This window comes from Nocardia aurea, assembly GCF_003123685.1.
GTDB lineage: Bacteria > Actinomycetota > Actinomycetes > Mycobacteriales > Mycobacteriaceae > Nocardia > Nocardia aurea.
Genome location: NZ_QCYJ01000115.1, coordinates 156,525 through 179,772 on the forward strand (window position 1 = coordinate 156,525; position 23,248 = coordinate 179,772).

The 23,248-nt window shown below is 68.3% G+C and carries 26 protein-coding genes; 15 read left to right on the top strand and 11 right to left on the bottom strand.

What is annotated here, in order from left to right; translation table 11 throughout:
* Positions 1 to 27: 27 nt before the first annotated feature.
* Positions 28 to 765 carry a TetR/AcrR family transcriptional regulator gene (locus tag DAT37_RS26825; protein WP_109527759.1) on the top strand — a complete coding sequence of 246 codons (738 nt, stop codon included), beginning with the start codon at positions 28 to 30 and terminating at the stop codon, positions 763 to 765.
* Positions 766 to 878: 113 nt separating this feature from the next.
* Here DAT37_RS26825 and DAT37_RS45700 read toward each other — a convergent pair whose 3' ends face one another.
* The gene (locus DAT37_RS45700; RefSeq protein WP_109527629.1) at positions 879 to 1,073 is read right to left on the bottom strand and encodes a DUF7455 domain-containing protein; all 195 of its coding nucleotides are present in this window, start codon (positions 1,071 to 1,073) and stop codon (positions 879 to 881) included.
* Positions 1,074 to 1,350: 277 nt separating this feature from the next.
* On the opposite strand from DAT37_RS45700, the gene DAT37_RS26835 reads away from it, so the two are divergent.
* From DAT37_RS26835 to DAT37_RS26845, 3 genes are all read left to right on the top strand, one after another.
* Entirely contained in the window at positions 1,351 to 1,719 is a 369-nt protein-coding gene (locus tag DAT37_RS26835; protein ID WP_109527630.1) for a DUF952 domain-containing protein, read from the top strand.
* A gap of 134 nt (positions 1,720 to 1,853) precedes the next feature.
* The gene (locus DAT37_RS26840; protein ID WP_109527760.1) at positions 1,854 to 2,336 is read left to right on the top strand and encodes a cation:proton antiporter regulatory subunit; all 483 of its coding nucleotides are present in this window, start codon (positions 1,854 to 1,856) and stop codon (positions 2,334 to 2,336) included.
* Positions 2,337 to 2,339: 3 nt separating this feature from the next.
* On the top strand, positions 2,340 to 3,518 hold the full coding sequence (locus tag DAT37_RS26845; protein ID WP_109527631.1) for a cation:proton antiporter: 1,179 nt from the start codon (positions 2,340 to 2,342) through the stop codon (positions 3,516 to 3,518).
* An 11-nt stretch (positions 3,519 to 3,529) separates the two neighbouring features.
* On the opposite strand, the gene DAT37_RS26850 is transcribed toward DAT37_RS26845, so the two are convergent.
* Positions 3,530 to 4,309, bottom strand: a complete 780-nt coding sequence (locus tag DAT37_RS26850) for a rhomboid-like protein (RefSeq protein ID WP_109527632.1) — start codon at positions 4,307 to 4,309, stop codon at positions 3,530 to 3,532.
* Positions 4,310 to 4,478: 169 nt separating this feature from the next.
* Here DAT37_RS26850 and eat point away from each other — a divergent pair, with 169 nt between their 5' ends.
* Genes eat through eutC form a run of 3 tightly spaced genes read left to right on the top strand, consistent with a single transcriptional unit; the run spans position 4,479 to position 8,168 of the window.
* A complete protein-coding gene (eat, locus tag DAT37_RS26855; protein ID WP_109527761.1) occupies positions 4,479 to 5,903 on the top strand; it encodes an ethanolamine permease in 1,425 nt (474 codons plus the stop codon).
* Positions 5,904 to 5,928: 25 nt separating this feature from the next.
* Positions 5,929 to 7,347 carry an ethanolamine ammonia-lyase subunit EutB gene (locus DAT37_RS26860; RefSeq protein WP_109527633.1) on the top strand — a complete coding sequence of 473 codons (1,419 nt, stop codon included), beginning with the start codon at positions 5,929 to 5,931 and terminating at the stop codon, positions 7,345 to 7,347.
* Positions 7,347 to 8,168: an ethanolamine ammonia-lyase subunit EutC gene (eutC, locus tag DAT37_RS26865; RefSeq protein ID WP_109527634.1), complete on the top strand. Its 822-nt coding sequence runs from the start codon at positions 7,347 to 7,349 to the stop codon at positions 8,166 to 8,168. The genes DAT37_RS26860 and eutC overlap by 1 nt, the downstream gene beginning before the upstream one ends.
* A 22-nt stretch (positions 8,169 to 8,190) precedes the next feature.
* On the opposite strand, the gene DAT37_RS26870 is transcribed toward eutC, so the two are convergent.
* The 4 genes from DAT37_RS26870 to ppgK all read right to left on the bottom strand — a co-directional run bounded on the left by DAT37_RS26870 (position 8,191) and on the right by ppgK (position 12,183).
* On the bottom strand, positions 8,191 to 9,111 hold the full coding sequence (locus DAT37_RS26870) for an MHYT domain-containing protein (RefSeq protein WP_109527762.1): 921 nt from the start codon (positions 9,109 to 9,111) through the stop codon (positions 8,191 to 8,193).
* Between the two features lie 163 nt (positions 9,112 to 9,274).
* Positions 9,275 to 9,769: a hypothetical protein gene (locus tag DAT37_RS26875; protein ID WP_109527635.1), complete on the bottom strand. Its 495-nt coding sequence runs from the start codon at positions 9,767 to 9,769 to the stop codon at positions 9,275 to 9,277.
* 10 nt (positions 9,770 to 9,779) lie between these two features.
* Entirely contained in the window at positions 9,780 to 11,138 is a 1,359-nt protein-coding gene (locus DAT37_RS26880) for an RNA polymerase sigma factor (RefSeq protein WP_109527636.1), read from the bottom strand.
* Between the two features lie 286 nt (positions 11,139 to 11,424).
* On the bottom strand, positions 11,425 to 12,183 hold the full coding sequence (ppgK, locus tag DAT37_RS26885) for a polyphosphate--glucose phosphotransferase (RefSeq protein ID WP_109527637.1): 759 nt from the start codon (positions 12,181 to 12,183) through the stop codon (positions 11,425 to 11,427).
* 203 nt (positions 12,184 to 12,386) lie between these two features.
* Here ppgK and DAT37_RS26890 point away from each other — a divergent pair, with 203 nt between their 5' ends.
* Positions 12,387 to 13,301 (top strand): inositol monophosphatase family protein, encoded by a 915-nt coding sequence (locus tag DAT37_RS26890; protein WP_232840013.1) that lies wholly within the window; start codon positions 12,387 to 12,389, stop codon positions 13,299 to 13,301.
* Positions 13,302 to 13,368: 67 nt separating this feature from the next.
* Here the strand turns inward: DAT37_RS26890 and cei are convergent, their stop codons facing one another.
* Positions 13,369 to 14,040 carry an envelope integrity protein Cei gene (gene cei, locus DAT37_RS26895; protein WP_109527763.1) on the bottom strand — a complete coding sequence of 224 codons (672 nt, stop codon included), beginning with the start codon at positions 14,038 to 14,040 and terminating at the stop codon, positions 13,369 to 13,371.
* A 378-nt stretch (positions 14,041 to 14,418) separates the two neighbouring features.
* Here cei and DAT37_RS26900 point away from each other — a divergent pair, with 378 nt between their 5' ends.
* Positions 14,419 to 14,721 (top strand): DUF4193 domain-containing protein, encoded by a 303-nt coding sequence (locus tag DAT37_RS26900; RefSeq protein WP_109527639.1) that lies wholly within the window; start codon positions 14,419 to 14,421, stop codon positions 14,719 to 14,721.
* A gap of 67 nt (positions 14,722 to 14,788) precedes the next feature.
* On the opposite strand, the gene DAT37_RS26905 is transcribed toward DAT37_RS26900, so the two are convergent.
* Positions 14,789 to 15,274 carry a DUF3093 domain-containing protein gene (locus tag DAT37_RS26905; RefSeq protein WP_109527640.1) on the bottom strand — a complete coding sequence of 162 codons (486 nt, stop codon included), beginning with the start codon at positions 15,272 to 15,274 and terminating at the stop codon, positions 14,789 to 14,791.
* 79 nt (positions 15,275 to 15,353) lie between these two features.
* Here DAT37_RS26905 and dut point away from each other — a divergent pair, with 79 nt between their 5' ends.
* Positions 15,354 to 15,830 carry a dUTP diphosphatase gene (gene dut, locus DAT37_RS26910; protein ID WP_109527641.1) on the top strand — a complete coding sequence of 159 codons (477 nt, stop codon included), beginning with the start codon at positions 15,354 to 15,356 and terminating at the stop codon, positions 15,828 to 15,830.
* A gap of 5 nt (positions 15,831 to 15,835) precedes the next feature.
* Positions 15,836 to 16,723: a DUF3710 domain-containing protein gene (locus DAT37_RS26915; RefSeq protein WP_109527642.1), complete on the top strand. Its 888-nt coding sequence runs from the start codon at positions 15,836 to 15,838 to the stop codon at positions 16,721 to 16,723.
* Positions 16,724 to 16,776: 53 nt separating this feature from the next.
* Here DAT37_RS26915 and DAT37_RS26920 read toward each other — a convergent pair whose 3' ends face one another.
* Complete coding sequence (locus DAT37_RS26920) at positions 16,777 to 17,502, bottom strand: alpha/beta fold hydrolase (RefSeq protein WP_109527643.1); 726 nt, start codon at positions 17,500 to 17,502, stop codon at positions 16,777 to 16,779.
* A 168-nt stretch (positions 17,503 to 17,670) separates the two neighbouring features.
* Between DAT37_RS26920 and DAT37_RS26925 the strand changes: the two genes are divergently transcribed.
* The 3 genes from DAT37_RS26925 (at position 17,671) to DAT37_RS26935 (ending at position 19,660) form a co-directional block, all read left to right on the top strand.
* Positions 17,671 to 18,048 (top strand): OB-fold nucleic acid binding domain-containing protein, encoded by a 378-nt coding sequence (locus DAT37_RS26925; RefSeq protein ID WP_109527644.1) that lies wholly within the window; start codon positions 17,671 to 17,673, stop codon positions 18,046 to 18,048.
* A 5-nt stretch (positions 18,049 to 18,053) separates the two neighbouring features.
* A complete protein-coding gene (locus tag DAT37_RS26930; RefSeq protein ID WP_109527645.1) occupies positions 18,054 to 18,827 on the top strand; it encodes a DUF3159 domain-containing protein in 774 nt (257 codons plus the stop codon).
* 200 nt (positions 18,828 to 19,027) lie between these two features.
* The gene (locus tag DAT37_RS26935; protein WP_109527646.1) at positions 19,028 to 19,660 is read left to right on the top strand and encodes a sigma-70 family RNA polymerase sigma factor; all 633 of its coding nucleotides are present in this window, start codon (positions 19,028 to 19,030) and stop codon (positions 19,658 to 19,660) included.
* Between the two features lie 36 nt (positions 19,661 to 19,696).
* On the opposite strand, the gene DAT37_RS26940 is transcribed toward DAT37_RS26935, so the two are convergent.
* The gene (locus DAT37_RS26940) at positions 19,697 to 20,368 is read right to left on the bottom strand and encodes a potassium channel family protein (RefSeq protein ID WP_109527647.1); all 672 of its coding nucleotides are present in this window, start codon (positions 20,366 to 20,368) and stop codon (positions 19,697 to 19,699) included.
* Positions 20,369 to 20,370: 2 nt separating this feature from the next.
* Entirely contained in the window at positions 20,371 to 21,036 is a 666-nt protein-coding gene (locus DAT37_RS26945; RefSeq protein WP_109527648.1) for a potassium channel family protein, read from the bottom strand.
* A 176-nt stretch (positions 21,037 to 21,212) separates the two neighbouring features.
* Here DAT37_RS26945 and DAT37_RS26950 point away from each other — a divergent pair, with 176 nt between their 5' ends.
* Positions 21,213 to 23,201, top strand: coding sequence for an APC family permease (locus DAT37_RS26950; protein ID WP_109527764.1), 1,989 nt, complete (start codon positions 21,213 to 21,215; stop codon positions 23,199 to 23,201).
* Positions 23,202 to 23,248: the final 47 nt, after the last annotated feature.

A 23,248-nucleotide genomic window follows, 5' to 3' on the forward strand; every position in this document is an offset into this window, starting at 1 on the left:
ACCGGCGCGCACGAAGCCGAACAGCTGATGCTGCTGCTGTGGCGCCACGCCGTACCCGCCCGCACGGGCGGTCGCGGGCCCAAACAGAAGGTCAGCGTCGACGCGGTGGTGGCCGCGGCGGTCACCCTCGCGGACCGGGACGGATACGACCGGGTCTCCATCCGGTCGGTGGCCGCGGAACTGGGCCTGCGGCCGATGAGCCTGTACACCTACGTGCCGAGCAAGGAGGCGCTCGCCGTGCTCATGGTCGACGCCGTCGCCGACCGGGACGTGCCGATCCCCGCCGCGGACCCGCCGCGCCGCCGCATGGGCGCGATCGCCGGGCAGATCCGCGACGAGTTGCTCGCCCACCCCTGGCTGCTCGAGGTCTCACCGTGGCGGCTGGTGCTCGGTCCGGGCCGGATGCGTCGATACGAGCGGCAGCTCGCCGCGATCGATGGCATCGGGCTGTCGGATCTGGATATGGACCGGGTGATCGCGGTGCTGTCGGAATTCGCGACCGGAAACGCCAGGATGGCGATCGCGGCGCGGCGTAGCGCCGCGGTGCTCAGTGACGCGCGATGGTGGGCCGAACACGGTCCGCTGCTGGATCGACTGATGCCCGCCGCGGAATTTCCGCTGGCCTCGCGGGTGGGCGCCGCGGTCGGCGAGCGCTATCAGGCGCCCGCGGATCCGGACGACGCGTTCGAATTCGGCCTGGAGCGCTTGCTCGACGGGATATTCGCCGAGGTGGAAGCGCGGCGAACCCGGCCTACGTCGTCATAGCCGATGGCTCTGGGTCCGTGAACGCCGACAGCGGGCGACATAGTCGCCCGCTGTCGGGGAATACGATGTTCTGTTTTTCGATGCTGTTGTGTCGGGACGCGAATACCACCGGTTCAGACTGTGGGAGCAGACTCCGTGTCGATTACGGCTTCGAGCTCACGCAATCGATCCATGTGTTCGTTCGCGTGGTGCTGGCAGAAGAGCAACTCTCCACCTGCGGGCAGCGTGGCACGCACGCGTGCCGCCGCACCGCAACGGTCGCAACGATCGACCGCGGTCAGTGGGGTGCTTGTCAGGGTTCCTGGCATGACTCCTCCGTCCTGGCTCCCGGCACTACAGTCCGTTCACCTGGTGTGGGGCCCCGTGGTCACTCCGCGGGGCTCGCAACCGCTACTTCCCAGCAGTGGTATGACTACTCTGTCAGACGTTCGGGACGGGGGCTTTGTTCCCGCGAATGATTCAGTGTGTTTTGCCTAACATGACCTGCGATTTTCGCTACCGGCGAACATCTCACGTCGACTCCGACCACACATCCTCGTTCACGCCTCGATCCGGCCGATCCAGTTGTCTACCGGGAGATTACCCGTGATCTATGACACTCACACGCTCGTTCACATTTGTACCCGTGACGAATGGCTGGCCGCCCGCCCGATCGGGCAGTACCGGCCGTCGTCGTTCGACGAGATCGGCTTCGTCCACCTGTCGGCTCCGGCGCAGGCGCATCTGCCCGCCAACAGACTCTTCGCCGGACGTCGCGACCTGGTCCTGCTGCGTATCGATCCCGCCAGGGTCGGCTCGCCCGTCGTCTGGGAGCCCGGGGTGCCGACCGATCCGGAGTCGATGCTGTTCCCGCACCTCTACGGTCCGCTGCCGGTGGACGCCGTCACCGACGTGGTCGAGTTCCTTCCCGAACCGGACGGCACCTTCGCCCCGCTCGCCGTCGCCCCCGAGTGAGCGGCCGCGATCCCCGGGGCGTACCAGCCGAAATGTCGAGCCTCGAGGCCGATCCCGACGGGCTGTCGAAGGCCCTGGCGCGCACCTGGAGGGCAGTTCGGCACAGGGGGCATAGTGAGAGTTAGGGTGGAGTGGTGAACGTCGATGTCACCGCACTGCCCGGTATCGGGGTACGCAAGGATTTCCAGGCGCGCTCCGGTCGCCGCATCGGTGTGGTCGACCACCGCGACGGCGGAATAGATCTGATCGTCTCCAAACTGGACGATCCCGATGCCTGCGCCGCCCAGATTCCGCTCAGCACCGACGAGGCCGCCGTGCTGGCCAATCTGCTCGGCGCGCCCCAGTTGGTGGCGAAGCTGAACGAGGATCATCGGGACATGCCCGGGATCACCACGCGTCAGATGCCGATCGGCGAGGATTCCCCCTACGAGGGGCGCACCCTCGGCGAGACCGGAATGCGTACCCGCACCAAGGCATCCATCGTCGCGGTGATGCGCGCGGGTCAGCTGCATCCGTCGCCCGGTCCGGACTTCACCTTCACGCGCGACGATGTGCTCGTTGTCGTCGGCACTCCCGACGGACTCGACGCCGCCGGGAAGATCCTGTCGCACGGGTGAGCCATGACCGCCACCGCGCTCGCGTTGCTCGAGCTCGGTGCGGTTCTGTTCGTTCTCGGCATGCTCGGCCGGGTGGCGGATCGATTCGGTATGTCGCCCATCCCGCTCTACCTGCTCGGTGGGCTGGCCTTCGGTCAGGGTGGGTTCGTCGCACTCGGCGCCGCGGGCGAATTCAGTCATCTGGCAAGCGAAATCGGCGTCGTACTGCTGCTCCTGCTGCTCGGGCTGGAATACACCGCCGCCGAACTGGTCACGGGTCTGCGCCGATCCTGGGCGGCGGGTCTGCTCGACATCGTCGCCAACGCGACCCCGGGCGCCGTGGTCGCGCTGCTGCTGGGCTGGGGTTTCGCCGGCGCGCTCACGATGGCCGGGGTCACCTATATCTCGTCGTCGGGGATCGTCGCCAAGGTGCTCGACGACCTCGGCAGGCTCGGTAACCGCGAAACCCCGGTCATCCTGTCCATTCTCGTGTTCGAGGATCTCGCGATGGCGGTCTACCTGCCGATCCTGACCACCGTGCTGGCCGGGCTGAGCCTGTTCGCCGGAATGAAGGCGCTCGGTCTCGCGCTGCTGACGGTGACCGTGGTGCTGGTCGTGGCCCTGCGCTACGGACGTCTCGTCTCGGCGCTGGTCGACAGCTCCGACAACGAGGTCTTCCTGCTCAAACTCCTCGGCGCCGCCCTGCTCGTCGCGGGTGCGGCCTCGGCGCTGAACATCTCGGCGGCGGTCGGCGCGTTCCTGCTCGGCATCGCGATCTCCGGATCCACCGCGCAGGAGGCGGTGAAACTGCTGGAACCGCTGCGGGATCTGTTCGCCGCGATCTTCTTCGTCGCGTTCGGACTGGCGACCGATCTCCAGGCGATACCGCCGGTTCTCGGCTGGGCGATCATCCTCGCGATCGTCACCCTGCTCACCAAGGTCGGCACCGGCTGGTGGGCGGCGAGCCGTCAGGGCATCGCGGCGATGGGCCGGGCACGCACCGGCGCCGCGCTGGTGGCGCGCGGTGAATTCTCCATCGTCATCGCGGGTCTCGCCGTGGCGACGGGCGCGGTCGACGGTGAACTGGCCGCCTTCGCCTCGGCCTACGTGCTGCTGATGGCGATCCTGGGACCGACCGCCGCCCGACTCGTCGAACCCGTCGTCACCCGGTTCCGGCGCGCCGATCCCGCGCCGAGCGGCTGATCCCGCACCGGTCAGCTCCCCGCCTCTGTCGAAATGCCGGTGTCACGGGTGGTATTTCGCGCCCGAACCCGTTCGACCCGCCGCCACAACGTCGAGGCGACGACACCGACGACCACGCCGATCACGGCGGCGCACAGGTGGCCGTAATCGGTGAAGGTCGGCCCCACCCACAGGGCCGCGGCCGCCGCGGTGACCACCACGCACGCCCATGTCCAGCGCACCGCGCCGCGGAAGCGGAACGCCATCGCCGCGAGTACCGCGGTGAAGCCGTAACTGGTGCCGACGTCGGCGGCCATCGCGACGCGCCCCGGTATCAGGCCGCGGTCGATGGCGTGGTCGATGCCGGTGACGGTGAGCAGCGTCGCCCCGATATGGCCGGTGGCGAACAACGCGATCCAACGGGCGGTGCCGAGCCAACGTTCCGCCGCCGCCATCACGAGCAGGAATCCGGCGATGGTGAGCCAGGGAAAACCGCCCTCGGTCCAGAACGCCGAGGCGACGAGCACCTGAACCGGATTGTGCCGCATGTTGTACAGATTCGTCGACGCCGACAGGATCAGCCTTCGTTCCACCGTCTCGCCGACTCCGCGCAGAGTCCACCAGGTGACGAAGAGGGTGAAGGCGTAGGCGGTACTGGCGGGAGCGGCCGCCAGATGCGCGCGCAGCGCGGGCAGCACCCGGCGGACGGCGTGCGGCGCGCGTACCGATACCGAGGTCGCCCGCAGCACCGTCCGCAGTTCGACGGTGTCGGTCCAGGGCGGACCGGTCCGCCGCGCCGCCGAAGTATCCACGCTGACGAGTGTGCCGTGGGCGCGGAGGCGTCGCCGTCCGACGCGCCTGCCCGTGGTGTGCGAGGTGTCACCGACCCGGGCCGGTGACCGTAACCTCGTTTCACCTGCGGGCAATATTCGCTCCCAACAATTGGTCCATTGTCCGAATCGGCCAGGAGTGCGGATCACCATGACGATCGACGACGCGACATCGACCCCGGAAGCCGCCGGGGACGACTATCTGGCCAAACGCACACTGCGCTCGGGGACCGCGGGCTGGGTGCTGCTTGCCGGACTCGGCATCAGCTACGTCATCTCCGGCGACTTCTCCGGCTGGAACTTCGGGATCGCCGAAGGCGGATTCGGCGGTCTGCTCATCGCTTTCGTGGTGATCGCCGCGATGTACCTGGCGATGGTTCTCGGCATGGCCGAACTGTCGGCCGCGCTGCCCGCGGCCGGTGGCGGCTACACCTTCGCCAGGCGCGCGCTCGGCCCGTGGGGCGGTTTCGCGACCGGCACCGCAGTCCTGCTGGAATACGCGATCGCGCCCGCGGCGATCGCCACCTTCATCGGCGCCTATGTCGAATCGCTGAACCTGTTCGGCATCACCGACGGCTGGTGGGTCTACCTCGCCGCGTACGCGCTGTTCATCGGTGTGCACCTGGCGGGCGCGGGCGAGGCGCTCAAGGTCATGTTCGTGATCACCGCCATCGCGCTGGTCGGCCTGCTGATCTTCGTCGTCGCCGCCATCGGCCTGTTCGACTCGGCCGATCTCACCGATATCGCCGCCGATCCCGACGCGTTCGGCAGTTCGGATTTCCTGCCCTTCGGCCTGGTCGGGATCTGGTCCGCGGTGCCGTTCGCCATCTGGTTCTTCCTGGCGGTGGAAGGGGTACCGCTGGCCGCGGAGGAAGCGCGCGAACCGGAGAAGAATGTGCCCAAGGGCATCATCATCAGCATGCTGGTGTTGATCGTCACCGGTGCGGCGGTACTCGTGCTGGCGACGGGAGCGCTGGGCGCACAGGGTATTTCGGCGTCGGGTAATCCGCTCGTCGAAGCACTCGGCGACGGGGCGGCGGCCAAGACCGTCAACTACATCGGTTTGGCGGGTCTGGTCGCCAGCTTCTTCTCCATCGTCTACGCCTACTCGCGCCAGACCTTCGCGCTGTCGCGTGCGGGCTATCTGCCCACACGTCTGTCGGTGACCAACGCGCGCAAGGCGCCGGTGCTGGCGCTGATCGTGCCGGGCGTGATCGGATTCGCGCTCTCGCTCACCGGGAAAGGCGCGATGCTGCTGAACATGGCGGTTTTCGGAGCCGCCGTGAGCTATGTGCTGATGATGATCAGCCATATCGTGCTTCGGGTGCGCGAACCGGGCATGCCACGGCCCTACCGCACCCCGGGCGGTATCGTCACGACCTCGTTCGCGCTGGTCATCGCCTGCGCGGCCGTGATCGCGACCTTCCTGGTCGACCCCGTCGCCGCGGGCTGGACACTCGCGGTGTTCTGCGCCTTCATGCTGTATTTCGCGCTCTACAGCAGGCATCGACTCGTCGCCTCCTCCCCGGACGAGGAATTCGCGGTACTCGCGCGCGCCGAGGAGGAATTGGAATGAGGCCGGTCGGCGGGAGGTACTCCCGATGACCCGCTACACCCGACATCTGGGCGGTGTCGCCTACACCTTCGACGGACTGGTCGAACTGCTCGCCAAGGCCACCCCGCTGCGCAGCGGCGACGAACTCGCCGGGTGCGCGGCCGAGACCGACGCCGAACGCGCCGCAGCCCAGTGGGCACTGGCCGAGGTGTCGCTGACCGAATTCCTCCGCGACCCGGTGGTGCCCTACGAAACCGACGAGATCACCCGGCTCATCATCGATACCCACGATCGCGTTGCCTTCCAACCGATTTCGCATCTGACCGTGGGCGGGCTGAGGGATTGGCTGCTGGCCGTCGCGGCGGGCGAACACGGCACGAGCCCCGCGCACACGCTGCGTGCCGTCGCACCGGGGCTCACGCCGGAGATGGTCGCCGCCGTCAGCAAGATCATGCGCAATCAGGACCTGATCGCCGTCGCCCGCGCGGCCGAGGTGAGCGCGGCGTTCCGCAGCACCATCGGCCTGCCGGGCAGATTGGGCACCAGGTTGCAACCCAACCATCCCACCGACGACCCGCGCGGAATCGCCGCCGCCGTGCTGGACGGGCTGTTGCTCGGCTGCGGTGACGCCGTGATCGGCATCAATCCGGCGACCGATTCGCCGCGAGCGACGGCGGAACTGCTGCGGCTGCTCGACGAGGTCCGTGAGCGCTTCGACATCCCGACCCAATCGTGTGTGCTGTCGCATGTCACCACCACCATCGGTTTGATCGAGTCGGGTGCGCCGGTGGATCTGGTCTTCCAGTCCGTCGCGGGCACCGAGGGCGCGAATTCCGGTTTCGGGGTGAATCTCTCGCTGCTGCGCGAGGGGAACGAAGCGGGCCGCTCGCTGCGCCGGGGCACCGTCGGCGACAACGTGATGTACCTGGAGACCGGACAGGGTTCGGCGCTCTCGGCGGGCGCGCATCTCGGCACCGGCTCGCGGCCGGTCGACCAGCAGACGCTGGAAGCGCGCGCCTACGCGGTCTGTCGCGAACTCGACCCGCTGCTGGTCAACACGGTCGTCGGATTCATCGGGCCCGAATACCTCTACGACGGCAAACAGATCATCCGCGCCGGGCTAGAGGACCATTTCTGCGGCAAACTGCTCGGCCTGCCCATGGGTGTCGATGTCTGCTACACCAATCACGCCGAAGCGGACCAGGACGATATGGACACCCTGCTCACACTGCTCGGCACGGCGGGGGTCGCCTTCGTCATCGCGGTTCCCGGCGCGGACGATGTCATGCTCGGCTACCAGAGCCTGAGTTTCCACGACGCGCTCTACGCCCGCCGCGTGCTCGGTCTGCGGCCCGCCCCCGAATTCGAGTCCTGGCTGGCGGGTCTGGGCATGCTCGACGCCTCGGGTCGCATCCTGCCGGTACGGCCGACGGCGTCCCCGCTGCGCGCCCTGGCCGGTGCCTGATGGACGACACGCCCGAGGCCGTCTCGGCGCTCACCGCACCGGAGGATCTCGCCGAATACGGTTTCTGGCGAGAATTGCGCCGCACCACACAGGCGCGTATCGGACTCGGCCGCAGCGGCGACGCGCTGCCGACGGCGCGGGTACTGGAATTGCGCGCGGCCCACGCCGCGGCGCGCGACGCCGTGCACAGTCCGCTCGACACAGCGGATCTCGTGCGCCGCGTGGACGAATGCGGGCTCGGCGTCGCGGTCGAGGTGCCGAGCCGGGCCGCCGATCGCGCGGAATATCTGCGCCGACCGGATCTCGGGCGACTACCCGCGCCCGGTTCGCTGGCCGAGATCTCGCGCGGCGCGGCCGATATCGGATTCGTCCTCGCCGACGGGCTGTCCCCTCGCGCGCTGACCGATCACGGACCGTCGATGCTGGCCGCCCTCATCCGCGAACTGGCACAGCGCTATTCGATCGCCGCGCCGGTGATCGCCACCCAGGCCAGGGTCGCGCTCGGCGACCACATCGCCGAGGCCATGGGGGTGAGTACCGTCGTCGTGCTGATCGGGGAGCGCCCAGGGCTGTCGGTGGCCGACTCCCTGGGTATCTACCTCACCCATCTACCGCGACCCGGCCGCACCGACGCCGATCGCAACTGCGTCTCCAATATCCATCCGCCCGAAGGCCTCGACTACGTCCGGGCCGCGCGGGTGGTGGCGGCGCTGATCTCCGGCGCGCGGACACTCGGACGATCGGGCGTCGATCTCAAGGACACCTCGGGCACCGATCTTCCCGCCGCTATGGCGGGAGCGGAGGCCGAACCACTCGGGTGAGCGGCCTGCCGCATCGCAGGGTTCAGTGGTTGCGCGGCATCGGGCGGCTCGGCCAGTACTGGGTCACGGGCTCGTCGGCGACCGGCGCGTGCTCGGCGCGACGGGGGGTGTTCCACGGATCGTCGTCCGCATGTTGTTGCGCCAGTGGGTATCTCATCGGAGGCGGGGCGACGTCGTCACCGGCCGGGCGCACCGTCGCCGGGCGCACCGGCGGCAGCTCCAGATCGCGTTCGATCGAGGTGAGGCTGACGCTGATGAGCAGCAGCATGGTGACGATGGCGATGCCGACGATCAGCGGGGCGAGCAGTTGCAGCGCGTCGGTGCCCTCCGGAGTGCCGTGCTCGTGGCCGCCGTGGGCCCGCATCGCCGCCATGCCGGTGTAGTGCATACCGCAGACCGCGACGGCCATGATCAACGACGCGCCGACCGCGGCGAGCTGCCCGCGCACATTCACGGTGAACCACAGCGCCGCCGTCGCCGCGACCACGGCGATCACCAGCGAGAGCACGACCAGGGGTGTGTCGTAACTGATGTCGGCGTTCGAATTCATCGCGTGCATGCCGGTGTAGTGCATACCCGCGACGCCGAGACCGGTGATGAGTCCACCGGTCAGCAGTGCCCACAGCCTCGGCTGCGGAGTGACGACGAGAACCAATCCGATGCCCACCACCACGATCGCGGTGGCGGCGCTGAACAGAGTCAACGGCACATCGAAACGGATGGTCGAGCCCTGGATCGAAAAGCCCAGGATCGCGATGAAATGCATGACCCAGATGCCCGTGCCGCCGATCGACACGGCGGCCAGTGACAGCCACAGCAGCCGCTTCTCGCCCGCTCTCGCGCGGGCGGCGCACTGTAGTCCCAGGAACGATCCGGTGAAGGACAGAACGTAGGCGAGGATGGGCGTCAACCATCCGTAGCTGAAGTGGTAAATGTCTAGCACCGCGAACCCCACTGCCGGCGGAATCCATCCGGCTGACCAAGAATGATGTGGCGGCTCAGACGATACGCAAGATCATGCGTGCCCGAGCGGGTAAGAGGCTACCAGAACGGTGGCGTCGGTCACTTTCGGTTTGAACCGGCAACCGAATGGTCACCGGTGGCGTTCACCCGCGGTCGCGGGTGACCGTGAAAGTCGTACACCCCTGGCCGTTCACCGTGCCGGCGAGACGAACCGGGGAAACCTCGACGGCGACGAGATCGACCATCGAATAGGTGGTCGGTCGGGTGATCCAGCGACGCTGGGTGAAGGTGAGCACGTCGTGGACGTACCCGACGCCCATCGCGAAGGAACCGTGCGGCACCGCGGGATTGACGGGGGAGGGCCCGAAGTCGAAGACCGCGGACGCGATGGTCCCGTCGGGCGGGTCGATGGTCAACGTCAGTGCCGTCTCGCCCTGACCGCAGCGATAGGCGCCGGTCCAGCGACCTGCCAGCACCCGCAACGACACCTGGTCGGACCCCGCTCCGGTGGTAGGCGGTGCGGTCGTACCGACCGCGACCGAGTCCGCCGGAGCGGGGTGTCCCGAAACCACCTGCCCGCATCCGCCGAGCAACGCCGAGACGGCGAACAGCGCGACGAACGCGGGCCCCCGAGACATAACGGCGAAATCAGTCCAGGTAGTCGCGCAGGACCTGCGAGCGGCTGGGGTGGCGCAGCTTGCTCATGGTCTTGGACTCGATCTGGCGGATGCGCTCACGGGTGACCCCGTATACCTGGCCGATCTCGTCGAGGGTGCGCGGCTGACCGTCGGTGAGACCGAAACGCAGCCGGACCACGCCGGCCTCACGCTCGGACAGCGTCTCGAGCACCGACTGCAACTGGTCCTGCAGCAGCGTGAAGCTCACCGCGTCCACCGCGACGACGGCTTCGGAATCCTCGATGAAATCGCCGAGCTGGCTGTCGCCCTCGTCGCCGATGGTCTGGTCCAGCGAGATCGGCTCACGCGCGTACTGCTGGATCTCCAGCACCTTCTCCGGCGTGATGTCCATTTCCTTGGCGAGTTCCTCCGGGGTGGGCTCGCGGCCCAGATCCTGGAGCAGTTCGCGCTGGATACGGCCGAGCTTGTTGATGACCTCGACCATGTGCACCGGGATACGGATGGTGCGGGCCTGGTCGGCCATGGCGCGGGTGATGGCCTGCCGGATCCACCAGGTGGCGTACGTGGAGAACTTGTAGCCCTTGGTGTAGTCGAATTTCTCGACGGCGCGGATCAGACCGAGGTTGCCCTCCTGGATCAGATCCAGGAACGCCATGCCGCGACCGGTGTAGCGCTTGGCCAGCGACACAACCAGTCGCAGGTTGGCCTCGAGCAGGTGGTTCTTGGCCCGGTTGCCGTCGCGCACGATCCAGTTGAAGTCACGGCGTGTCGCCACGGGCAGTTTCTCGCCCGCCTCGGCCCATTCCCGCACCTTCTCCGCCGCGTAGAGGCCCGCCTCGATCCGCTTGGCGAGTTCGACCTCCTCCTCGGCGTTCAGCAGCGCGACCTTGCCGATCTGCTTGAGGTAGGCGCGCACCGAATCGGCGGAGGCGGTGAGTTCGGCATCCTTGCGCGCTTGACGCAGCGCCTCGGATTCCTCTTCGTCCCAGACGAAATCACCGGACGCCTTGTCGGCGGCGGTCGGCTCGGCGGTCTCCTCGTCGGCCGCCTCGGCCGTGTCCTCGACGACCTCCTCGGTGAGTTCGTCCTCGGAGATCTCGAGATCTTCCAGATCCTCGATATCCTCGATCGACTCGTCCTCGACCGCCTCGCCCGATTCCGGCGCGCCGTCGGGACCCACCTTCTTGGTGGCGGCCTTCTTCGCCGGCGCCTTCTTGGCGGCGGCTTTCTTGGCCGGGGCCGCCTTCTTGGCGACCGCCTTCTTCGCGGGGGCCTTCTTGGCGGCAGCCTTGCGGACCGGCCGTGCTTCGGTTACATCTGCGGAGTCGGCGTCGGCCGATTCGGCGGTCTGACGGGTCGTGGCTACCACGTACGCCCTTTCGTGACGGTCTCGTGCGGCGTCACGCCAGAGTGGTGATCCGGCGGAGCGGTCTGTCGGGTTTCACCGGCGGAGGGCCGGTCGGGTTTCTCCGGCTCACCGCCGGGCATGCTCCATTGTAACGATCCAACCAGCCTACTCATGGCCACCTCGGGTATTGCGGTGCTTCGCGGTCCGCATATCCGGTGCGTACGGGGCTCGGCGGGTCCCCGGTGTGTCGGGGGTGTCCGGCCCGCGCGGTGACCTTCGAGCGGGCCCGCGACACCGCGCGGTGGCCTCACGGAAGCAGGCCGGAATCGATCGCCATCGCCGCGCCGACGATCCCCGCGGTATTGCGCAGATGCGCGGGCAGCACCGGAGTTCGGTTGGTGAGCAACGGGATCCACTGATCCGCGTCGCGGCTGATCCCGCCGCCCGCGACGATGATGTCGGGCCAGAACAGATTCTCCAGACCGATCAGCACGGTGCTGACCTCCGCCGCCCACTGGGGATAGCTGAGTCCGTCCCTGTCCTTGATCGACGCGGCGGCGCGGTGTTCGGTCTCGATTCCGCCGATTTCCAGATGGCCGAGTTCGGTGTTGGGCACCAGCGTGCCGTGGTACAGCAAGGCCGAGCCGATTCCGGTGCCGAAGGTCAGCAGCAGCACCAGGCCGTCGAAATCCTTTGCCGCGCCATACCGGTCCTCGGCGAGTCCGGCCGCGTCCGCGTCGTTGAGGACGGTGACCGCACGGCCGCCGAGCGCCTCGGAGAACAGCGCCCTGGTGTCGGTGCCGATCCAGTCCTTGTCGATATTGGCCGCGGTGCGCGCGACGCCGCCGAGAACGACGGCGGGCAGCGTGACGCCGACCGGGCCGTCCCATCCGGCCTCGGCGACGAGTTCGGCGACCGCGGCGGCGACCGCGGCCGGTGTGGACGGCTGCGGTGTCGCGATCTTGACCCGCTCGTGGACGAGTTCACCGGTGGCCAGGTCGACCGCGGCGCCCTTGACGCCGCTACCACCGATATCGATTCCGAATGCTTGCCCCCGAGCGGACATGGCTAACCCCTCGTTCCGTGTGCGTGGTGCGGACCTGCTGTCCGTCCGAGCGCCCTGCTGGCCGGTGTGATGACGGCGCCGTCGCACCGGCTCCCACGCGCCCGCTCGGCGGGATGCGAAGGATGCCCGACGACGGCGCTGTGTCGTGCACGACAAGAGTAATGCGAGTTCGGTACTGCGCCCGCCCGAGGATGTGTGATGCGATGGGGGGCGTGCCCGAATCCTCCTCGTCAGTCGCTGCCGCATCCGTCGATCTGCCACCGGAAGAGGTGGCCGAACTCCGCCGTCTCGCCGTCGATCTCGCCGAATCCGCCGCCGCCCACGTGCGCACCCGCCGTCCGGAGGTCTTCGGCGCCACCGGCGCTCGCGCCGACGACGCCGTCCGGAGCAAGGCCCACCCGACCGATCCGGTCACCGTGGTCGACACCGAGACCGAGGAGTTGATCCGCGCGCGGCTGGCCGACCTGCGCCCCGGTGATCCGATCCTCGGCGAGGAGGGCGGCGGAAGCCTCGTCGGCGCCGACGACGCCGTGCACTGGGTGCTCGACCCGATCGACGGCACCGTCAACTTCCTCTACGGCATCCCCGGCTACGCGGTATCGGTGGCGGCGATGCGCGGTGGCCGTTCGATCGCGGGCGCGGTGGTCGACGTCGAGCGCGCGGTGACCTACAGCGCCGGCCTCGGACTCGGGGCGATCAGCGTCGACGCGGACGGCGTCGTCGACCACCTGCGCTGCGCCACGGTCGACTCGGTGTCGATGTCGCTGGTCGCCACCGGCTTCGCCTACGGCCAGTACCGGCGCACCAGGCAGGCGGCGCTGATCGCGCACGTGCTGCCGCACGTGCGCGATATCCGCCGCTTCGGCGCCGCCGCCCTCGATCTGTGCCACGTCGCGGCGGGCCGGGTCGACGCGTACTTCGAGCACGGACTCAACGCGTGGGACTGGGGCGCGGGCGCGCTGATCGCCGCCGAGGCGGGCGCGGTGCTGACGCTGCCGCCCGCGGACGCCCCCGGCACCGACGGCGATCTGGTGATCGCCGCCGCCCCGGGTGTCGCCGCCGAACTCGCGGCGCTGCTCGACAGTGTCGGCGCGACCGAACCGATCCCGGACCGCTAGAGACGGCGAACGCCGGAACCACGGTGTGGTTCCGGCGTCCGATGGACCGATCGCGGTGGCGGCGCGCTCAGCAGCGCGCCTCGCGGGCGGCCTCGAGCAGATCCAGATCGATGGACCCGCCGGGGGCCGGATTCTTCAGCGACCGCAGAACTTCCTCGGCGTCGTTGGTCGGCCGGATCTCCCGGAACAGCGATCCGAGCACCAGATCGACCGAATCGTCCTCGCGCTGATCCTCGATCAGTTCCGCGCACGGCGCGACCAACTGGACCGAGGCGGCGGCCGTGCGACCGTTCACGCCGAAGCGGATCTGGCCCGCGCATTCGAGGTCGCCGTTGACGTATATCGAATCGTTGCCGTACTGGGTGCCCTGCGCACTCGCGAAGCCGAGGTCCCCGAGTTGGGACGCGATGTGCGCGGCCTGCCCACGCTGGTTGTTCGCGTTCAGCACCCTGACCCTGCTTTCGGACAGGGCGGCCGGTTCCAGATCCTCCAGTCGCGAGGAGCCGACGCGCTGGCCGAGTTTCGGCTGTGGCTCCGCCCCGGGATCGGTGGCGGCGCTCGGCGAGTTGCAGGCCATCGCCGACGTGCCGGTGTCCTCGGTCGTCAATGCCTTGAACCACACGATCGTGCAGATCAGCAGCATGATGCCGAGGAAGATGAGCCAGGGCCGAGGCCGCCGACGGATGTGGGGTCGCCCCTGGGGATCCGTCGCGCTGCCTTCGGTGATCAGTGAAACCACGTGCACACTCTACGAAAAGGTTCGGCCTTCGGTGCGCAAGGTCTCGGTGAGTTCGACGTCGGGTGTCGATTACCCGTCGGTTTCGACTCGTCTGTGTTTTGATTGCGACTTTTGCCGCAGGGTCCGCTATTGTCTGGCGGCCCAGATCGAATCACCAGCGGCGAAATCGGTGGTCGGTCGCGGGAACAAGTAGGGCATGTCCTGCGTTTACCGAGCGCTGTCCGGAGTGGATTCATCTGACCACACCTGATAGGAGAGCGGTGCACGTGTGATGTGTGCCACCGGCGGGGCGGAGCGGGGCACCCCGATTCCTCGAAGGAATCGGGCGTGGCGCGAGCCGGTCCGGGATATACGGAGTAAGGACGAGGGGAAGACGACATGGCAACCGACTATGACGCACCGAGGCGTACAGAAACCGACGATGTGTCGGAAGATTCGCTCGAGGAGCTGAAGGCTCGTCGCAACGAGGCACAGTCCGCCGTCGTGGATATCGACGAATCCGATACCGCGGAGTCGTTCGAGCTTCCCGGCGCGGATCTGTCCGATGAAGTGCTGAGCGTTCGGGTGATTCCGAAGCAGGCCGACGAGTTCACCTGTTCGAGCTGTTTCCTGGTACATCACCGGAGCAGGCTGGCCAGTGAGGCCGGCGGGCAGCTGATCTGCATGGATTGCGGCGCCTGAGTTCGCACGAGATCGACGAAAACCGCGACCGTCGGGTTTGCGCCCCGATCCGGCCGCACGCGTTCTGTCAGCCCGCGCTCGGCAGCCCGAGCGCGGCGAGAACCCTCTCCGGATGGCGAGTACTGATCAGCCAGTAGGGCGTCGGGTCATCCGGGTCATCGAGGACGAGCAGCACCATGGGCCCGATCCAGGGACGGTGCTGGACATAAGCGGCCGGGTCGAGCTGTCTGCCCATGGCCGCGCTCTTGGCCGTCGGCGCGACGACGGCCGCGCGTGAGACGAAGTTCACCGGCAGGTGAGCTCGGTCGGCGTGCAATTCGGGTGTTCCCGACGCGTCGCCGTGGACCCGGACACGGTGCCGGCTCAGCCACAGCAGTACCCAGACCGGCACCGGGAACAGCAGCGCGTAGGGCAGCCACGCGCGCACGCCCGGCGCGCCCATGTGGATCTCGGCGGCCAGCAAACCCGCGATGGCGAAGGCGATGGGCCACCACCACAGTGGTACCCAGAGGCGCTCGCCGTAGGGATCGGCGGCGCGCTTCTCGTTGTCCATCACGGCGTGGTTGGGCTGGTCCGACACGACTCAACACTAAGTCACGGGGCCCGCGGCCGTACGCGTAGGCTCGTCATCCGTGAGCGCACTTTCACCCATACCTCTGCTGCGGCTGGATCCCGGCATCCCGATGCCCGCGCGCGCCCATGACGGCGACGCGGGTGTCGACCTGTGCACCACGGAAGATGTCATCCTGGAGCCGGGGGAGCGGGTGCTCGTCGGCACGGGCGTCGCCGTCGCGCTACCGATCGGCACGGTCGGTCTGATCCATCCGCGCTCGGGTCTGGCGGCGAAGACGGGGTTGTCGGTGGTGAACACGCCCGGAACCGTCGACGCGGGGTATCGCGGTGAGATCAAGGTGTGCCTGATCAATCACGATCCGCGCACCCCGATCGAATTGCGCCGGGGCGACCGGATCGCACAGCTGCTCGTGCAGCGGGTGGAACTGGTGGATTTCGTGGAGGTCGACCGGCTCGACGAGACCACGCGCGGCGCCGGGGGCTACGGCTCCAGCGGTGGGCACGCGAGTCTGGCCGAGACCGTCGAGAAGGGCTGATCGCGATGTTCGGTAGGAAGAAGCGGTCCGACGGCTACGACGAGTACGACGATCGTTACGAAGAGTCCGATGCCTACGACGCCGACTACGGCGCCGCCGCCTACACCGAGGACGCGGCGTTCGACGACGACGCGGCGTTCGACGACGACGTCGACACCGCCGACATCCCGGTCATCGATCCCGCCGACGCGACGAAGGCGGGTCCCTACGACTACGAGGATGTCGCCGAACTGCTGACCGCCGTGGCCGAGCAGCGACTCGATCTCGGGTCGGTGATCATCCCGGTGCCGCCGGGCGGGCAGTTGCAGGTCGAGATGACCCCGGACGGCACCCCGCAGGCGGTGCATCTGGCCACCGATCACGGCAGGCTCACCGTGGCCGCCTACGCCGCACCGAAGTCGCCGGGACAGTGGCGGACCGTCGCCGCCGATCTGGCCGATTCCCTGCGCAAGGACGGGGCGAAGGTCGCCGTCGAGTCCGGGCCGTGGGGCCGGGAACTGCTCGCCATCACCGAGGGCGCCGACCTGCGCTTCATCGGTGTCGACGGCTACCGCTGGATGGTGCGACTCGTCGCGGCGGGCCCGTCGGGCGCCGCGGACGCGGGCACCCCGCTGGTCGCCGCCGCGCGCGCGATGCTGCGCGAGACGGTCGTGCGGCGCGGCACCGACCCGCTGCCGGTGCGTGATCCGCTGCCGGTGGTACTGCCGCCCCAGCTGGCCGACCAGCTGACCGCGGCGCACCAGGCCCAGGTCGATGCCCAGCAGGAGCAGTTGGCCGCCCAGGCGGCCGCCGCGGCGCAGCAGAGCGCTGGCAGCGTCATCCCCCCGAGGATGCCGCAGGAGCCCAGGCGCGGCGCCGACGGTTCGGCGATGCAGCAGCTCGGGTTGAACTGAGTCGTTCCCGAAACCTCTCTCCCCGCGCACGGCGGGCGGAGAGGTTTCGTGTCTCAGTCGAAGGCCGCGAACCCGATGCGGCCCAGGATCGCCGGATCGGCGCCGAGTTCGTCCAGGGTGATCCGGTACAGCGCGGCCTCGGGGATCGCCTCGGCCCACTGTTCGGCGACGGCGAGCGGGTGCACGGGATCGTCGATCGCGGCGACGAGCGCCACCGGGACACCGACCGATCCGAGTCGTTCGACATCGGGCCACGCGTACCCCGCCGCTTCGCGCAGCGCCCGCGGCAGTTGGGGCCACTGGGCCCGCCACGATTGCGTCAGGGCGTCGGCGAGCCAGGCCGGACTGGTGGCCCGCATCCCCTCGATCACCGGTTCCAGACCGTCGGCGGCGAGCCGATCGGCGGTGAAGGCGGCACTGAGCGCCGCCGGGCAGTCGGTGGTGTCGGCACCGGTCCACGCGGGCAGCGCCGCGATGACGGCTGTCACACTGCCCGGATGCTCGGCGGCCCATTCCACGGCGATCGCGGCGCCGAGCGAAATGCCCGCGGCCAGGACCGGACCGCGTGCCGCCGCGGCGTCGAGCGCGGCCCGATAACCGGCGATCAATCCACGCGGATCGGGTTCGGCCGCGACGAATTCCAGCCCCGAGGCCGCGGCGGCCGCGCCGAAGGCGCGGCGTGCGAAATCGGCGTCGGAACCGGTGCCTGGCAACGCGACAGCTACCGTGGCGCGGCCCGAAGGTTTCAACCTGATCGTTTCGGGGGATTTCAACGCCATGGATCGACGATCGTTGCCCGCCGAATGTGGGGAGTCGAACACCGGGCCGAGCGTAGCGGGGCAGTCCCGCTGCGCCTACAGTGGCGGTGTACGGCCGATCGCCGGTCGTCCATCGAAAATGACGATGGTGTGCGACCCACGCCATCTGCTCTAGCAGGAGAGCGTGCAATGCCATCCGCTGCCTCAGGATATTTTCGCCGACTGGGCCGCAGACTGACCGAGGACATCGATCAGCTGGACGCCGAGGAGTTGGCCGAGACGGCGGACGCGTCGGGAGCCTGTCGCGCTTCCGAGTGTCGTCGTGGAGACGAAGCCACCATGCTGGGCCGACTACGTAGTGTCGAAGCGTGTCCGAAATCTGTCGGCGCCAGTGTGCAGGCAGAATTCTTCGACGGCACCGACGCCATCACCCTGGTGTGGATCGGGCGTCGCCGCATCCCCGGCATCGAACCGGGCAGGCGAATCCTGGTCCGCGGGCGTGTCGGTGATCGCGACGGCCGCAAGGTGATCTACAACCCCTACTACGAATTGCGCGGGAACAGCTGACACGTATGCCATCGAGCAACGACAACGGCGCCAAGACGGGCGTGCCGACCGAGACCGGACTGCGCCAGCCGACCGGCACCTTCCGTGTTCACCCCGCCGCCGGGGCCGGTGCTACCGCGACCGGTACCACCGCCACGTCCGAGGACGTGCGTGAGCCGATCCCCGATCCGGCCGAGAAAACGCTGCTCGAACAACTCGGCGGCCTGGCAGGCCTGATCTACTCGACCCTTCCGGTCCTCGTCTTCGTCCCGGTGAACACCCTGGCCGGGCTCACCGCCGCCGTCTGGTCCGCGCTCGGCGTCGCCGCGGCGATCCTGGTGTGGCGGCTGGCGCGGCGCAATCCGATCCAGCCCGCGATCTCCGGATTCATCGGCGTCGGCATCTGCGCGTTCATCGCCTGGCGGATGGGGGAGGCCAAGGGGTTCTTCCTCTTCGGGATCTACACCAGCCTCGTGTACGCGGGCATCTTCCTGGTCTCGGTGCTGGCGCGCAGACCGCTGGTCGGCGTGATCTGGGGGTATTTGAACGGGCACGGCACCGACTGGCGCGCCGATCGCGCGGTCGTGCGCCTCTACGACATCGCCACCGCCGCCTGGGTACTGGTGTTCGGCGCCCGCTATCTCGTCCAGTCCTCGCTCTACGACACCGACCACACCGGCTGGCTCGCCTTCGCCCGCATCGCGATGGGGTGGCCGCTGACCGCCGTGGCGTTGACGGTCACCGTGTGGGCGGTCCGCAGGGCCGGACACATGCCCGCGCGCAAATCCGCCGCGACCTGATCACCAGGACGGCGTGATCACCCGCCGTCCGTTCCCGCCGCCGCTCGGCGGCATTCCCGCACCGTGAACAAGGGGTGGGTAGTGCCCACCGCCGAGGTGGGTTCATACCCACCCTGGGGTATCTGGTCGGTCGGGCGAGTTCATCAGACGATCGTTGTCGACACGAAAAACGCAACGACGGCTGGAAAGGACTCGGACAGTTGGCTACCGAGCACAAGATCGCGGCATCGAAGACCCACGCGCATTCCAACCCGGCGCTGTCGGAGAGCAGGCGGGTATCCGCCGAACTGGAGAAACTGATCGGACCGGCCGCCGCGGGTGACAAACGCGCCGTCTCCGAGATCGTGCGGATCGTGCACCCGCTGGTTCGGCGCTACTGCGGTGCACGCCTCGGCAACACGGCCCACCTGCACGTCACCGCCGACGATGTGGTGCAGGAGATCCTGATCGCCACCGTGAACGCGATCCCGCGCTACCGCGATCAGGGCAAGTCGTTCCTGGCCTTCGTCTACGGGATCGCGGCCAACAAGGTGGCCGACGCGTTCCGCCGTTCGCAGATGCATCCGACCTACCCCGTGGCCGATCTGCCCGATCAGCCGTGCGGCTCGGCGGGGCCGGAGGAGTGGGCGCTGGCGTCCGAGCGTCGCGCCGCCACACGGGAATTGATGAAGATCCTGGCGCCCGCGCATCGCGAGGTGCTGGTGATGCGCATCGTGCTCGGCTGGAGTGCCGCGCAGACCGCGGAGGCCATCGGCACCAGCCCCGGTGTGGTCAGGGTGATGCAGCATCGCGCGCTCAACAAACTGCGCGCGGAACTGAAGATCGCCTCGTGAGGACCGGCGCGCCGCGGCGCCGGTCCTATCGGGGAGTTAGGGCTTGATGCCGTGGGGGGCCAATGCCACCCGCAGATCGTCCTCGGCTTCGGCGGCGGTCACGAACAGCAGCTCGTCGTCGCCCTCGAACGGGTCGTCGGGCTGCGGAACGATCACCCGGCCGCCGCGCAGAATCGTCACCAGGGCGGTATCGCGCGGCAGGGTCAGCGTGCGAACGGGTTTGCCCGCGAGCGCGGTGTCGGCGGGCAGGGTGATCTCCACCAGATTGGCTTGACCCTGGCGCAGCGTCATCAGCCGCACCAGATCGCCGACCGAGACGGCCTCCTCGACGAGGGAGGCGAGCAGACGCGGTGTCGAGACAGCGACGTCGACGCCCCAGGAACTGTCGAAAAGCCATTCGTTGCGCGGATCGTTGACCCGGGCGACGACGCGGCGCATGCCGAATTCGGTCTTGGCGAGCAGGCTGTACACCAGATTCGCCTTGTCGTCGCCGGTCGCGGCGATGACCACTTCGTAGGTCTCCAGCCCGGCCTCTTCGAGCAGCGCCAGTTCGCAGGCGTCCGCGTGCACCCAGACGGCCTCCGGGATGGCCGCGGGTTCGATGTGGTCGAGCTGGCGTTCGAGCAACATCACCTGATGACCGCCACGCAACAGTTCGCGGGCGATCGATCGGCCGACGGCTCCGGCCCCGGAGATGGCCACCTTCATGATCAGTCCTCGCTCGCTGGGGGCTTACCTGCCAGCGCGACGGATTCACCGACGCGCCCTGAGGTCGCGGCCACGTAGACGATGTCGTCGGCCTGGACGATGGTCTTGTTGTCGGGCAGCAGACCCTGACCGAACCGGATGATGAACGCCACCCGCGCGCCGACCGTCTGCTCCAGATCGCGCACGGTGCGCCCGTACCACTCCTCGTGCAGGTTGAGCTGGGTCACCGCCACCGTGCCGGTCGGGTCGCGCCAGGTGGTGGTGCTGGTATCGCCGATGAGCGAGCGCAGGAAACGGTCGGTCGTCCACGGGACGGTGGCGATGGTGGGGATGCCGAGCCGTTCGTAGACCGCGGCGCGTTTGGCGTCGTAGATGCGCGCCACCACGCGCTCGACCCCGAAATTCTCGCGCGCGACCCGGGCGGAGATGATGTTGGAGTTGTCGCCGGAGGAGACGGCGGCGAAGGCGTCGGCGCGCTCGATTCCCGCGCGTGTCAACACATCTCGGTCGAATCCGACACCGACGAGCTGTCCGCCGGGGAAGTTGTCGCCGAGCCGGAGGAAGGCGCTGGGATCCCGGTCGATCACCGTGACGTCGTGCCCGATCCTGACCAGGGCGCGGGCCAGCGACGAGCCGACGCGTCCACACCCCATGATCACTACGTACACGGCGTAACCTCGTTCCTGGAACCGTGGCGTTCGTCTGCTGTCTTCTGGGCAGAACCGTACCCGGCCCGGCTCGGCCCGGCCGAGTTTCCCCCGCCGCGCGACCGCCGAGCCGGTGGTGGCACGCCACGGCGACACCGCGCGGGCGATCCACCCTGGGGGGATCTATGCTCGCTCCGGTGTCCAAGTTGACGACGGCAGCCAAGCGCATGCTGCTGGGAAGGCCCTTTCGAAGCGATTCGCTGGGCCACACCCTGCTGCCGAAGCGAATCGCGCTTCCCGTGTTCGCCTCCGATGCCATGTCATCGGTCGCGTACGCGCCGGAGGAAATCTTCCTGGTTCTCTCCGTCGCGGGGATCTCGGCATACATGTACGCCCCGTGGGTGGGGTTGGCCGTCGCGTTCGTGATGGCCGTCGTCGTGGCCAGCTACCGCCAGAACGTGCACGCCTACCCGTCGGGCGGCGGTGACTACGAGGTCGCCACCACCAACCTCGGACCCACCGCGGGACTGACCGTCGGTAGCGCGCTGCTGGTGGACTACGTCCTCACCGTCGCGGTGTCGATATCCTCGGCCGCGTCCAATATCGGCTCGGCGATCCCGTTCGTGGCCACCCACAAGGTGCTGTTCGCCGTGGTCGCCATCGCGGTGCTCACCGCGATCAACCTGCGCGGCGTGCGAGAGTCCGGCACCGCGTTCGCGATTCCGACCTACGCGTTCATCGTCGGCATGTTCGTCATGCTGGGCTGGGGCATGTTCCAGATATTCGTCCTCGGCGACGATCTGCGCGCCGAATCGGCGGGTTTCTCGCTCGACGCCGAGGACGAGCACCTGTACGGACTGGCCTTCGTCTTCCTGATCGCGCGCTCGTTCTCCTCCGGCTGTGCCGCGCTCACCGGTGTCGAGGCCATCAGCAACGGTGTGCCCGCGTTCCGGAAACCCAAGTCGCGCAACGCCGCCACCACCCTGCTGCTGCTCGGCACGATCGCGATCGTGCTGCTGATGGGGATCATCATCCTGGCCCAGAAGATCGGCGTCGTCTACGCCCACGACACCGACCATCTGATCGGCGCGCCCGACGACTACCACCAGAAGACCCTGATCGCGCAACTCGCGGAGACGGTCTTCCACGGCTTCCCGATCGGCTTCTACTTCCTCACCGTGGTGACCGCGCTGATCCTCGTGCTCGCGGCGAACACGGCCTTCAACGGTTTCCCCGTCCTCGGCTCGATCCTGGCGCAGGACCGCTACCTGCCCCGTCAGCTGCACACCCGGGGCGACCGGCTGGCCTTCAGCAACGGCATCCTGTTCCTGTCCGGCGCGGCCATCGCGTTCGTCGTGTTCTTCGGGGCCGAGGTCACCAAACTGATCCAGCTCTACATCGTCGGCGTGTTCGTCTCCTTCGTGCTGAGCCAGACCGGCATGCTGCGGCACTGGACCCGGCTGCTGCGCACCGAGACCGATCCCTCCCATCGCAACCGGATGCGGCGTTCGCGGGTGATCAACGCGGTCGGTCTGACCGCGACCGGCGCGGTGCTCGTCATCGTGCTGATCACGAAATTCTTCGCGGGCGCGTGGATCGCGATCCTGACCATGGTGGCCATCTTCGTGGTGATGAAGATGATCAGGAAGCACTACGACTCCGTCTCGCGTGAACTCGACGAACAGGACTGGGACGGTGTGCTGCCGAGCCGGTCGCATTCCATCGTGCTGGTGTCCAAACTGCATCTGCCGACCCGTCGCGCGCTGGCCTACGCCCGCGCGACCAGGCCGGACACGCTGGAGGCGATCACGGTGAACGTCGACGAGATCGATACCCGCAAGCTGGTGCGCGAATGGGAGAACAGCGATATCACGGTGCCGCTCAAGGTGATCGAATCGCCGTACCGCGAAATCACCAAACCCGTGCTGGATTACGTCAAACGGGTGCGCAAGGACGCCCCGCGCGACGTGGTGACGGTGTTCATCCCGGAATATGTCGTCGGTCACTGGTGGGAGCAGGTACTGCACAACCAGAGCGCGCTGCGGCTCAAGGGCAAACTGCTGTTCGAGCCGGGCGTCATGGTCACCAGCGTGCCGTGGCAGTTGAGTTCCTCCACGCGTGCCAGGCTGGCCGGCGAGACCAACGCTCCCGGCGCGGTGCGGCGCGGCTACGAGGATCGGGTGTGAGCGCGGGCGGTCACGTATTCGGGCTTCTGTCGAACGGGATGAGTGGG

Excerpts from the sequence above, each read along its gene's own strand:
- DAT37_RS26825 (WP_109527759.1), top strand. The coding sequence starts at position 28 with ATGCTGCTGCTGTGGCGCCACGCCGTACCCGCCCGCACGGGCGGTCGC.
- DAT37_RS45700 (WP_109527629.1), bottom strand. The coding sequence starts at position 1,073 with ATGCCAGGAACCCTGACAAGCACCCCACTGACCGCGGTCGATCGTTGC.
- DAT37_RS26845 (WP_109527631.1), top strand. The coding sequence starts at position 2,340 with ATGACCGCCACCGCGCTCGCGTTGCTCGAGCTCGGTGCGGTTCTGTTC.
- eat (WP_109527761.1), top strand. The coding sequence starts at position 4,479 with ATGACGATCGACGACGCGACATCGACCCCGGAAGCCGCCGGGGACGAC.
- DAT37_RS26860 (WP_109527633.1), top strand. The coding sequence starts at position 5,929 with ATGACCCGCTACACCCGACATCTGGGCGGTGTCGCCTACACCTTCGAC.
- eutC (WP_109527634.1), top strand. The coding sequence starts at position 7,347 with ATGGACGACACGCCCGAGGCCGTCTCGGCGCTCACCGCACCGGAGGAT.
- DAT37_RS26875 (WP_109527635.1), bottom strand. The coding sequence starts at position 9,769 with ATGTCTCGGGGGCCCGCGTTCGTCGCGCTGTTCGCCGTCTCGGCGTTG.
- ppgK (WP_109527637.1), bottom strand. The coding sequence starts at position 12,183 with ATGTCCGCTCGGGGGCAAGCATTCGGAATCGATATCGGTGGTAGCGGC.
- DAT37_RS26890 (WP_232840013.1), top strand. The coding sequence starts at position 12,387 with ATGGGGGGCGTGCCCGAATCCTCCTCGTCAGTCGCTGCCGCATCCGTC.
- DAT37_RS26900 (WP_109527639.1), top strand. The coding sequence starts at position 14,419 with ATGGCAACCGACTATGACGCACCGAGGCGTACAGAAACCGACGATGTG.
- DAT37_RS26905 (WP_109527640.1), bottom strand. The coding sequence starts at position 15,274 with ATGGACAACGAGAAGCGCGCCGCCGATCCCTACGGCGAGCGCCTCTGG.
- DAT37_RS26915 (WP_109527642.1), top strand. The coding sequence starts at position 15,836 with ATGTTCGGTAGGAAGAAGCGGTCCGACGGCTACGACGAGTACGACGAT.
- DAT37_RS26920 (WP_109527643.1), bottom strand. The coding sequence starts at position 17,502 with ATGGCGTTGAAATCCCCCGAAACGATCAGGTTGAAACCTTCGGGCCGC.
- DAT37_RS26925 (WP_109527644.1), top strand. The coding sequence starts at position 17,671 with ATGCCATCCGCTGCCTCAGGATATTTTCGCCGACTGGGCCGCAGACTG.
- DAT37_RS26930 (WP_109527645.1), top strand. The coding sequence starts at position 18,054 with ATGCCATCGAGCAACGACAACGGCGCCAAGACGGGCGTGCCGACCGAG.
- DAT37_RS26940 (WP_109527647.1), bottom strand. The coding sequence starts at position 20,368 with ATGAAGGTGGCCATCTCCGGGGCCGGAGCCGTCGGCCGATCGATCGCC.